The following is an 11,993-nucleotide window of genomic DNA, read 5'->3' as shown; positions in this document are numbered from 1 at the left end:
GCGCCGATGCATGGGCCAGCACGTCGCGCGCCTTGAAGACCTCCAGCACCGCCTCGGCCAGGCGTTGCTGCGCCTCCAGGCGCGACTGCATCAGCGCGTTCTCGGCCTGCTCGAACTGGCTGCGCGCGGCCTGCATCGCCGGATAGAGCGCGCCGCGCCACAGCGGCTGCGAGACCTGCAGCACGTACTGGTCCGAGCGAAGGCCGCGCGAGTCGTAGGTCGGCGGCTCGCTGTAACGGCTCTTGTTGCTCGTCACCGTGACGTTGGCGGTCGGGCCGTAGGCAGCCTTGGCCTGAAAGAGCCGCTCGTCGGCCGCCCGCAGCGAGGCGGCGGTGGCGCGCACGGCGGGGTCGGCGGCCAGCGTGCGGGCGGCGAGCTCGGGCAGGGTCTGGGCCGCAGCGGGGAGGGCGAGGAGCAGGGGAAGGAGTCGGATCAAGGGAAGTTCAAGAAAGGGGGCTAGCTCGCAAGCGTTTCGTTTCCGGCTCGGTGGGCATGCCCTCAGGCGGCTACCTGAGGGCGATCCACAATCAGGTCGGCGAGTCCATGATTTCCTTCCAGAGCTTGCCCGCCGCCTGCTCCAGCTCATGCAGCCAGTCCTCATCGTCACTCCTGGGTACCCCAGGGGCGGTCAGCTCGCCCGGCAGTGGCACCTGGAAGCTGTACTGCGACGCGGAGGATTCCAGCACGCGAATCACGAACCGTTGCGCAGCGGCCTGCTGCTCCTGGGTTCCAGCCGCGCGTTCAAGAAGGCCGACCTCGCCGCCGATCAGGCCGACGGCGGCTGCCGCTGGTGTGCCCGCACCATCGCCCTGCGTGAAGCGGATATAGGGGTTGGCGTCGAGGCCTTCATTGGCCTGAGCGTCGCCCCCATGGATGGCCATCACCTGGGGCCTCGCCGTTGCCGTGGCCCCCTGCGGCAGCACCACGTGGAGCTGGTCGATGTTCCACCCTGTGAGATTGGCCACGCGCGCCTGCTCGGTGATGACGAAGCGGTGGCTGCCGTCCTCGAGCACGCTGCCCACCGGCAGGCCGGTCACAACCAGTGCCGCTGCGGGGCTTTGTGCCTGCGAGGCAGGCGCCGCATTGGCCGGTGTCTGCGCGGCGGTGGCCTGCGTGGCGGCGCCACTGCCCAGCATCACGCTGGAGGGCTGGAAGTAGTGGTTGGCGTTGATCTGAATGCCGCTGTTCCAGTCCTTGACGATCACGTTGCCGTTGATCTGCCCGCCGCCGCCGTTGACCAGCGCCCTCGGCGCGAGGATGGTGCCGTAGACGCCGACGTTGTTGAAGTTCAGCGTCTGCGCGTTACTGAAATTGAACAGCGTGTTGTAGGCCGCGAACCCGTTGGGCACGCCGCCCGTGAAGCCCGCCGTGCTGCCGGTCACGTTGACGATGACCGTCTGGCCGGCGCTGAGGCTGGCAAAGCTGCTCCAGTTGGCGCTCATCAAGTCGGCGCCGCTGAGGGTGAACACCTGCACGGCGGAGGTGCCGTCGCCGGTGAAGAACAGCCCGCCCCACTGCGCCGTGACGGTGCCGGTGGCGGGCAGCGTGGCGATCTGGTCGGACAAGGCCGTCAGGCGGGCCGCTTCGCTGGCGAATGAGAAGTCAGGGGCGGCTTGCCGCACGACGTCGCCGCCGGAGAGCTGGCCGCTCTGCTGGCTCCCGCCGTAGGTGGCCGTGCCATGCAGGCTGCCACCGTAGAACGAGAAATTGCCGCCGACCACCGCCGACAGCCCGTGATAGGCCAGCCCGTTGGCGTTGACGCTGTAGTTGGTCAGCGTCAGGTCGTTGCCCGCCGCAATCGCGCCTTCGGTGTCGCTGCCGGTGCTCGTGAAGTCGTGCAGCGCAAAGACGTTGAAGAGGCCGGCGACGCCCAGTTCGATGGCCAGGGCGTTGGCGGGCGGCGCCGTGACCGTGAGATGCACCGTGGCGACACTGGAATTGAGCTGGCCGTCGTTGGCTTGGTAGGTGAAGCTGTCGCTGCCCACGTAGCCTGCTGCGGGGGTGTAGACCCAGCGCCCATCGGACTGACGAGTGACGCTGCCGTGCTGCGGCGCCGTGGCGATGACGTAGCCCAGCTCGGCGGTGGCGCTGTCGATGTCCGTGGCCGCCAGCGGCACGACGGCCATGCCGTTGCCGGTCATGCTGAAAGCCAGATCCTGCGCCACCGGGGCGTCGTTGACGGCGGTGATGGTGAGTGCCACGGAGACCAGGCCGCTGGCCGAGAGGCCGTCGCTGACGCGGTAGGTGAAGCTGTCGCTGCCGTTGAAGTCGGGATCGGGCACGTAGCTGAAGCGCCCGTCCGCATGCACCAGCAGGCTGCCGTGGGCTGGGGCGGTGACGACGGCCGCAGTCAACGGGTTGCCGTCCACGTCGGTGGCACCGGCCAGCGGGTCAACGGTGAGGGCGCTGTCTTCGGCAAGGCTGCCGGTGACGGTGGCAGGGGCCACGGGGGCATCGTTCACCGGCGCGATCTGCAGGCTGACCGTGGCGACGTTGGAGGCCTGGCCGGTGGCGCTGTCCACCAGTTGGTAGGTCAGGCTGTCGGCACCGAAGTAGTTGGCGTCGGGGGTGTAGGTGAGCACGCCGTTGGCGTCCACCGTGGCCTGACCATGGAGCGGGGCCTGCACCAACTGCGCGACGGTGGTAGCAGGGCTGCCGACTTGGTCGTTGGCCAGCAGGTCCAGCGTGACGGGCGTGTCTTCCATGCCCTGTGCGGTGCCGTCGTCCACGGCGCTCAAGGACTGGCCCACGTGCACATCGCGCACGGTGATGTGGCTGTCGGCTGCGGCGAATCCGAGCAGGTCGAAGCTCAGTAGCACGGACTTGCCGGCCAGCCCGGACGGCAACGTGACGAGGTAGGTCATGCTGCCGTCGGCGTTGAGCTGCTTGCGCACGTTGCCCGCAAGCCGTTCGACCGCCGGCAGACCATTGCGGGCGGTCTGGCGGTTCAGCAGCGCGTCGGAGTCGGCGAGGTCGACGGTGCCGGCGTCGCCCAGCAGCGGCAGGCCGGTGTCGGCGTCCAGCAGTGCCACCTCGAAGGCGTCACCCGGGCCGCCGGCGTTGGCTTGCAGACCGGGGCCGGCGAGGGTGAAGCTCAGCAGCTTGTCGTTGGCGCTCAGCGCGAAGGCTTGCAGCAGGCGCGCCTGGCGGCCGCCGTTCTCGCCGAGCGTGGCGCCGTCGGACGAGAAGGCAACGTCGCCCTGCGTTGTCCAGCCGGCGCCGTTGGGCGTGCCGGATTGGTTGAAGCTGCCGTTGACCAGCGCGGCGTTCACGGCTGTGGCGAACTGTGGCGCGGGCGGCACGTTGCTGGCGCTGCGGCGTGCCAGGCGGGTGCCTGACGAGGTGCGGGTGCCGCCGGGCAAGGCAGGCAGGGTCGGTGAAGAGGGCACGAACGGCCCGTTCGTGTCGCCATCACCCTGCGCCTTTAGCTCGGCAATGCGTTCAGCCATCCACGCCAGTTCGGCTTCGGTCGGCAGGCGGCGCTCGCCCGGCTGCAGCGTCGCCGCCATGAAGTCGGACGAATCGCCGCTGTGGTCCAGGCCGAGCACGTGGCCGTACTCGTGCAGCAGCACCGAGAGCAGGTCCATCTTGCCGTCGGCGGCACTGCCGGCCCTGGCGCGCCAGATGGTCTTGTCGGCGGTGGGCAGGAAGTCGTCGGTGTTGTCCAGTGGGGTGGGGTCGAAGTACCAGCCGTGGCCGGCGGCGGTGGGGCTCAAACTGATGGCTTTGTCATCCATCGACTGTGAAGCGAGCGCGATCACGTTGTGCAACTCGCGGAAACTCGATCCACCGGCCGCTTGCACAGATGCTGTCAGCGGCGGACTGAGAGCAGAACTGTTCCCAAAGGCGACCGCCTCTGCTGCAGTCGCGATAAGTTTGGCAAGCTCCCCGGCTTCAGCAGCCCGCTGCGGACCAGTATCCGATCCACAAGGATATTCAGACTTTCCATCCGGCTGATCGACGACTCGCATCTCTTGGCGAATCAAGAAAATTCTTTGCCCAAAAGCAACCTCAATGTCAAAATAGTCGGAACCTCTGAAGCCTATTTCCGGAACGTAGCGCAGATTCCGGCGCCCTTCTGAGGAATCCCTCAGTTCGGTAATTGTCCCATGCTTGGGAGGCGATACGACCCTAACTGCAGCAGGCTCGCTTGGCAGACCGGGTGTCCCTTTAGGGCCGGCGGATATGTATTCACGTACCGTGAGCTCTGGAGTGAGTGAACCATAAAGCCCAGGACCAGACCTCGTAGCGGCCCCAACATCCTCGCAATACTGGAGCCTTACGGGAGCGCCAACTTGCAGCGCAGATGCTGCGGCAGCGGCACCCGAAGAAATGGTTAAACCGGCGATCAGACTGAACAATTCTGCTTTCATCGCTTCCTCGTCGAAGATGCTTTCTACATTTGCGGCAGCAGTGCCGGCAACCAATACATTCTCGGCATCATTCACGTCAACAGTCAACTGGCGTGAATTGCCGCCAATATTTACCAAGTCAGGCGGTCGAATATTCACATGGAAATGATTGTGATGGAAGGATGCGCTTCGGTGATTGACCCCAAGTCTATCAAATACTGCCGACATGCTTCGATAACGATTCTGATTTGCCAATGTGCCGCCGTTTAAAACAACGGAAATAAGCATCTTGGCATCAGTGCCATTTCCGAACAATGCTGTTCGAATTTGATTATCTGTTGAGGCATTAACGATCAACCCATCAAGTGCCTCCAGTGAGCCCGTATCTCCACCAACATCAACATGTAAAACATCTAGCAGCGCCAAGATGTCTTTGATGGCCGAACGTTGGTCGTTATCCCCAGCATCGCTATTCAACAATTCAATGAGCGCCACCGCGTTGTCCTTGCTCCATCGATTGACAGGATCGCCTAGGGTAAGGGTGTTGATACTGTTGTTGAGCGCTTCGGCCGCATTTCTCTGATTCGCTCTGTTGATGTGCTGACGCAGCCCTATGTCGAACGCCATCCCAACGTCATGCGTGGCATGTGGGGTTTGCCCAAACCGCGATAGCGGCGGATTGGGGTCGGTTGGCGTTGGCGCCCTTGTATGAAGATTTGGTTGCCCGCCAAATGCATTCAGATTGCTTGTCGCGTACAGCGTTGCGTCAGTGACTCCATTGAAAAGAATCTCGTCATTCCGAAGTCTTGGGTCGGCGGCTGAATACGCTCTAAGTAAGTCGCGAACCCAGCTTGTGCCGTAGTTTTCTTGGTAGGATACCCCGATCCCGGCTGCTGCACTTTGAGTGGAGCCATTTGTCACCCCAACACCACCCGCTCCTTGCAGAGCTTGATAGATATTCATCCAGTGCGGTGCGTTGTAAGAATTCAGCCACTGTGTGGTTCCGTCTGCATTTGATGCAGCAATCACACCATCGCGACCAATCCCGGCGCCACCAAATCTAGCATTTGTGTCTGCATCATAATTTACGACAGACTCGAAAAGAGTCGTAGCGCCAGCTTCAAGTACACCAAAGGCACCGTCTACCTTGAAATCATTCGGTCGTGTTTGTGCTTCGAGTAGCGTTGGCTCAGACGTGCTGCTGCCAGATTGATATGGTCGGCCAAAGGCAGGGAATCCTAAATACGCTAAGCGTTGCTCAACCCGAAAAACATCCAAGCGATTATTTGTTTGTCCAATACCTACCGCACCGCTAAGGCGCACCGGAGAATATCCAGGATTATCTAGAGGGCGATCGCCAAAGAATATTCCATGAGATGAATCCTTCGCCGTGACTCGAATGAGTCCGGTAAATTCCTCGCCAGCCCACTTGAATTTGAAGCTGAAATCCCTGTTTTTGTTTGGCAAAGTGCCGCCGTTGCGCAGCGCAGTCAAGTCTGCTTCCGTCAGGTTTGGAACCAGATAGACCTTCCCCGTCTTTGCATAGTCGACATCGTTAGTGCCGTCTTTTGTTCTTCCCTTACCATCAGTCGATATTGGCACTACAGAAGTGGTGGTAGTCGTGATCAGCTTTAGCGAACCGTTGTCGCGCAGGGACTCAATTGTTTGCCGCGTAAGTCCGACATCTCCAAAGGCATCAAACTCCGCAACAAGCGCCTTTCTGTTTTTTTCGTACTGCGCTTTTTCTTCGGCCGTCATCAATTCAGGATCGACGTTGGGCAGTTGGTCAAACTGACCACTGCCGATTTCTGCCCAACCGATGAACCGGGCCAATACATCTATAGCAGCCCATTGAAGATCGACTTCAATGACATCTCCCATATTGCCAGTGACGTGTGCCCAGCCATCATCATCGTCAAACGCCGTCCCTGCAGGCGCCTTGCCACTCAACTGTGGAATCAACTGCTCTGCTTGCTGGGGTAACTTGATGTGCTTTTTCAGTCTGTCCTGATCAGGATGGTCAATCGCCGCCTGGATGAGTTGCTCAACATTCCATACACCGCTCATGTGCTCCAGCTGGCGGCTCCACGTGTCTCGAGCGCTGAAGCCTCCCGAGAGCTGCCCCAACAGCACCTTGCCGTCCGGTGACAAGCTCAGGTTCTGGATGCCGTAGCCGTCCAGGGGCAGCGTGGCGCCCATGAACTTCGGCTCGCCTTTGAGGCCGAACGGATCCTTGACGATGCCGAGCTTGCCGCCCACGGCCACCTTCTTGGCGTCTACGCTGCCGCCCACGGCGAGCGGGAAGCCCCTGGGCGTGTAGACAAAGTTCGGCACCGCGAACTGGGCGTTGTAGAGGGGGTCTCGGAAGTTGTAGTTGTCATCAGCAACGATGGCGTATTCGTCACCGTCATAGGTGACCAAGACGGCACTTTGGGCACGCTGGATGTCCAGCCGATCTATGACCACGTCCGGGTCGTACTGCGCCATGCGGATGGCTTCGAGCTGGGTGCTCTTGAGCCCACCTTTGTCGTCGCGCGTGATGGTCAAGGTGCCCAGGCCGCGCGTGTAGTCCATCACGTCGCCAACCAGGAAGCGGTTGCTGTCATGGGTGGCAGTAACGACTTGAGGGCTCTTGCCGGACAAGCCGTCGCTAGGCAGCGTGGCCTTGACGGGCGCGTTGATCTTGCCGGTGTCCGAGTCCAGCGTGTCGAGGTCCAGGACGAGAACGTTGCCGCGTTTGTTGCGGTCTCCTGCGCCCGTTGTGTTGGCTTGCAGGGGCGTGGCCACGACCAGGGTGCGTTGGTCGGGGCCGAGCGCCATGCCGGAAATCCCCAGGGGGCTGGCCTCGATGCCCGTGCCCTGCAACGCAACGATGCGTCCGTAGTTCTTGCCCGGGCCAGTGGAGATCGCCAGCAGCCGAAAACCGCCAGCGCCCTCTCCATTCGCCCAGCGCGTGCCTTCCCCAACGAGCAGTAAGTCATCTGCCATCGCCAGGCTGGTGATGTTGGTACCGCTTGGAACCCGGAAGACGTTCAGGACTTTGTAGGTTTGGGTGTCGATGGCCCAAACCACCCCATTGCCGCCTACGAACACGGTGCTGATGTCACCGCTGTAGATCACGGGCTGGACTTTGGCGCCGCTAAGGTAGCTGCCTAACGATAAGGACTCGATATCGTCAAGCAGTGTGGTGGTGCCCAAACTCAAGCGAATGCCATCCGTCTCGCGCACGAATTCGATCCCGGTGCGGGTCACGACTGCCGCCATGAATGGCTTGGGCGTGAGCTTCTCGCCAGCGCCAAACGTTCTCATCAGCTCGCTCTCCACCGTACGGCCATGTACATCCGTTGACTTGCTGAGCACGACACGGGCGACGCTCCAGTCGATCTTTCCCAGCGCGACGTGAGCCAACGCCGATTTGGCAAGGTAGTTGACGCTGATGGGATCCGTCGTGTCCTCGGCGTCGAAATCGACGGTATCGCCGTTCGGGAGGGTCGCGCGCACGATTAGCTTGGTCGGGCTTTGAAGCTCACTTCCCTTGCCGGCTACGGTGAGCTTGACGGTGCCATTGCCGTCCTGAACAAGCGTGCGAATGGTGGGCGTAACTACCTTGCCGTAGGGTGACTGAACTTCGAGCGCTGGCGCAATGTTCAGCACGGTCTTAGAGCGCCCGTCGACGGTGACCTGCTCGAAATGCACATCGCGGAACTGCGGTACGCCAAAGCTGTACTGCAGGGCCGAGGCCTGCCTCGCCCGCGCTGCGACGATCATGATCATGTCGATGGTGGCTGCTTCCTTCAGCAGGCCGTAGCCGAAGGTCATGCCGGCCATGCTCATCAGGATGTTGCCGATGTCGGGCACGGCCTCGAAAGCGCTGGCTGGAATGCCCGGCAGCTTCTTGCAGACGAGGTATTCGCCGGAGCTGTCCAGGGTGGGGTACGGCGGGCTGGCCGTGCGGATGACGCCGTCGGCGCCGATGTAGCCGTTGTCCACCACCCACCAGGTGTCGACCATGCCGTTGGGGGTCTCGACTTGGCCCTTGCGGAAGATGAGCACCTCTTCGCCAGCCGTGAAGGCGGGATTGCCCTGCATGGGCAACGCCATCTGCAACGCCGCGTTGGTGAGCTGGCTGCCGATGTCGAGCCGGAAAGCGGCGATGGCTTGCAGCGTGTCTGGCGCCGGCAGAGGTAGACCGAGGCTCTGTTCGATGGTCGCCACATCGATGCGCTCGATCTTGACGGCGGCGTCCTCCGTGAATGCACCAGCGCCGATGAGCACCGTTTCTCCCGTGGGCGCCGCCACGATGCCGCCTTGGGCAGCCTGCACGGCGATACCTGCCGATGTGGCGATCTGGGCCGCCTGCACGCTGACCCACATGTCCTGCTGGCCAACGACTTGCCAGATCACGTAGCCATCCAGGTCATGGCTGCTGGCCAGATGGATGATGCTGATGGTGACGCGGCCGTTGCTCCGCGCAGTGATCAGGCCATCGGCGCTGACCGTGGCGACGCTGTCGTCGCTGGACACATAGCGCGTGCCGGTTGACGCATGAACGTCCTGGGCTTCCCCCGTGTCCAGGTCCGACACCTTGACCTTGAGCTGGCGCGTGCCGCCAGGCGCGAGGCTGATGGTCCCGGGGTAGACGTCTGGCTCGACGATCAGGGGCTCAGCGCCTTCCTCCATGTCTTCGCCGTTCTCATCGAAGACCGGATTGAAGGCTTGTTCGACGTTAAGTATCGACACCGCGCGCACCACCCGCCCGTCAATATCCCTACGCTCCACCTGCACCAATGCCGGCCCGGCTTGCCGCGCCATCACGCGGTCGTGCACGTCGTCGATGTCGACGGCGCTGCCCATGACCAGGCCTTGCGGTGCCAGGTCGAGCGCGCTGAGCTTGAGGTAGCGCGCATCGGTGATGGCCACGCCCTTCTCATCCTCGAAGTCCGCGCTGACCTGCACCGCCACGCCCTGGCCGGTGAGCATCGACACGATGGGCTGCAGATGCAAAACCACCAACTTGGCACCGCTGACATTGAAGTTCAACGTGACGGGAGCGCTCGCGCCGTAGCCGTCGTCGGCCTGCAGCGTCACAGAGCCCATCCCGGCATAGCCGGCATCGGGCTGGAACTCCACGCTGTGCCCGTCGGCACTCAGGCGCGCCTGGCCGTGCTGGCTGCCGAGAACGCGCCAGAACAGGCGGTCGCCCTCCATGTCCAGCGCGGCGGCGTCCAGGCTCAGTGTCTTGCCGAGGTCCACGTGCGTGAGCACGGGCGTGCCGCTGGCCACGTTGACGGGTGCGAGGTTGGCGCGCCAGCCGTAGTTGGCGTACAGGACCTGGCGGTCGCTGTCGTTGGCGGCGCCGTCGCCGTTCAGGTCGACCGCAGCTGCGGCGAAGGCGGCGGAGTCAGCACCGTCGACCTTGCCGTCGCGGTTCAGGTCGCCGGCGAGGGTGACCTTGATGCCAGCCGCGCCGCTGCCGCTGAGGCTCAGCAGCTTGAGGCCGGACTCGGTCACGCGGATCAGCGTGACGGTCTTGTCGCCCTGGCTGGCGTGGCCGAGCACGGTCGCGCCTTCGACGGCCAGGCTGGTGCCTGCCGTGGTCTCGATGGCAACGATGACCGCACCGGCCGCACCCGGCGTCTTGACCGTGCTGGCCAGTTCGCTGTCGCGCACGACGAAGCTGAAGCGAGCGGGGGTGCCTGCCGTCAGGCTGCCAGTCCAGACGTTGGTGGGCGCAGCGGCGCTGGCCAACCAGCCGGCGGCGGTGCCCAGCTGGGCGGTGATGGCGTCGGTGATGACGGAGCCATCGGCGTGGTAGCCGATGGCCTGGTTCAAGTCCGTGGCACCAAACAGGCTGCGCGCCAGGGCCAGACGGCCTTGCGCGTCATAGCGGTAGACGAGTGCTGCATCGCTGCCGCCCGCCTGTCGGCCGAACACGCGCTCAATGCGACCTTGCGTGTCGCGCTCGAAGCTCACTCGGTCGGTCGGGTCGCTGCTGCCGACGAGGGCGACGCCTGCGTCCGACACCAGCCACTGCTGGCCGTCGGCGAAGCGCGCGCTTTGCACCTGGCCTTGGGCGTCCAGGCGGTAGCGCGTGCCGTCCGGGCCGGTCAGCTCGTAGCCGCTGGGCTGCCAGGGCAGGCCGGTGCTGCGATCAAGCAGGCGTTGGCCTTGGGCTTGCAGCGCGACCGGCACGGTCGGGTCGGTGTCCAGCGCCGTGAGCGTCCAGCCCGCTGTGCTGCTGGTGAAGACGGGGCGCAGCATCTGGGGCGCCGTCGGGTCGGTGGACAGCGGCTGGCTGCTGGTGCCCAGGCTGAAGCTCAGGTACTGAGTTGTTGAGTTAGGCGTCGACAAGCTGGCCGGCACTTGCAGCCAGACACGCGCGCCCAGCAGCCATGCGGCGGAGGCGCCCAGGCTGTCGCTGCCGGCCTGGTCGTGGGTCAGGCGGGTGTCCAGCAGCGGCAGCGTCCAGTTGCCGAGGTCGCCGACACCATTCACGTCAAGGCTGCGCGTCAGCGCGAGATCGTGGTTGCCGAGGTGGAAGACGGCATCGGTGGCTTGCGACTGCGTGAGCTGCTTGGCCGTCGAGTCGACAAGGATGCGGGTGGTGATCTCCGTCGTGCGGCCGGCCAGGTCCCAGCCGCGCAGGCGCAGTTGGTAGACACCGTTGGCCCACTTCGACGGGTCGAGCGTCGCCAGCGCGATGTCCGCATTGACGAGGGTGCCCGCCACATCGACGCGAGTCAGCGTGCGCCAGGCGGACTCGTCCACGTGGTCGCCGTTGGAGGGCGCGGCTTCGAGCACGTAGCCCATCAGCTGCAACTCGGCAACGCGGGCCGTCAAGGCGGTTGCGCTGCCGATGACGACGGGGGCGAGGCTGCCGGTATCCAGTGCGCCGGTGAAGGTCAGGATCGGTGCGGCGGTGTCGCGCGGGTCGCGCACGCGCACGGTCTGCGTCGTGGTGGCGGAGAAGCCGTCGGCGTCGGTGGCCGTGACGCGCAGCTCGATGAGGCCGGGCGCGCTCGGTGTGATGCGCACACGGCCCAGGCCGTCGAGCGTGACGGGTGTCCAGTCCGCCTGACCAATGCCCGCGCCGCGCGCCAACACGGTGATGCTGGCGATGGGGCTGAAGGCGTCGGCGCGCACGGTGGCAAGCATGACCTGGCCGGGCAGCACGGGCGTGCTGGGTGTCAGGTTGACAAGCAGTCGGGGCGCGTTCGCGTCGGCCTCGGCAACGACGCGCAGCACAAAGCTGCGGGTGGCCGTGTTCTTGCCGTCGCTGACCGTGGCCAGCACGGTGAAGTCGCCGATCTGGCCGGGGCCAGGCGTCCAGTTCAGGCGGCCGTTGGCCGCGTCGTACACGGCGCCTTCAGGCAAGCCCTGGAAGCTGATGCCCAACGCGGCTGTCTGTGCCGCGCCATCGGCATCGAACACACGCAAGGAGCCGGCCGGGGCGGCCGTGCCCTTGATGACGGGCAGCGAGAACGACTGGCCCACGAGCAGCGCGTGGCTGGCAGTGGTGATCTCGGGCGGGCGGTTGGCGTCGAACACGCGCACCTGCACCGAGCGGGTCACCGTGGCCTGGCCGTCGCTGGCGCTGAAGTTGAACGTGAAGCTGCGGTTGTCGGTCGTGGCGTTGTTGAC

At 64.2% G+C, this 11,993-nt stretch carries 2 protein-coding genes (1 of these 2 running past the window's edge); both read right to left on the bottom strand.

The window, feature by feature from the left end; genetic code table 11:
- The coding region (locus ABIS05_RS09985; protein WP_348009154.1) for a TolC family protein at window positions 1–436 on the bottom strand (436 nt) is incomplete at its 3' end.
- A 91-nt stretch (window positions 437–527) separates the two neighbouring features.
- Window positions 528–11,993: the 3' end of a CARDB domain-containing protein gene (locus ABIS05_RS09980; RefSeq protein WP_348009153.1), read on the bottom strand. The gene runs 21,093 nt beyond the window's last position; the window shows 11,466 of its 32,559 coding nt (coding positions 21,094–32,559); the start codon falls outside the window, past its right edge — the gene reads right to left on this strand; the stop codon is at window positions 528–530.

The sequence above is a fragment of the Roseateles sp. genome, from assembly GCF_039929605.1.
Classification (GTDB): Bacteria; Pseudomonadota; Gammaproteobacteria; order Burkholderiales; family Burkholderiaceae_C; genus Pelomonas.
The sequence above is the reverse complement of the archived record's forward strand: the minus strand, read 5'-3'. Positions and strand labels throughout refer to the sequence as shown.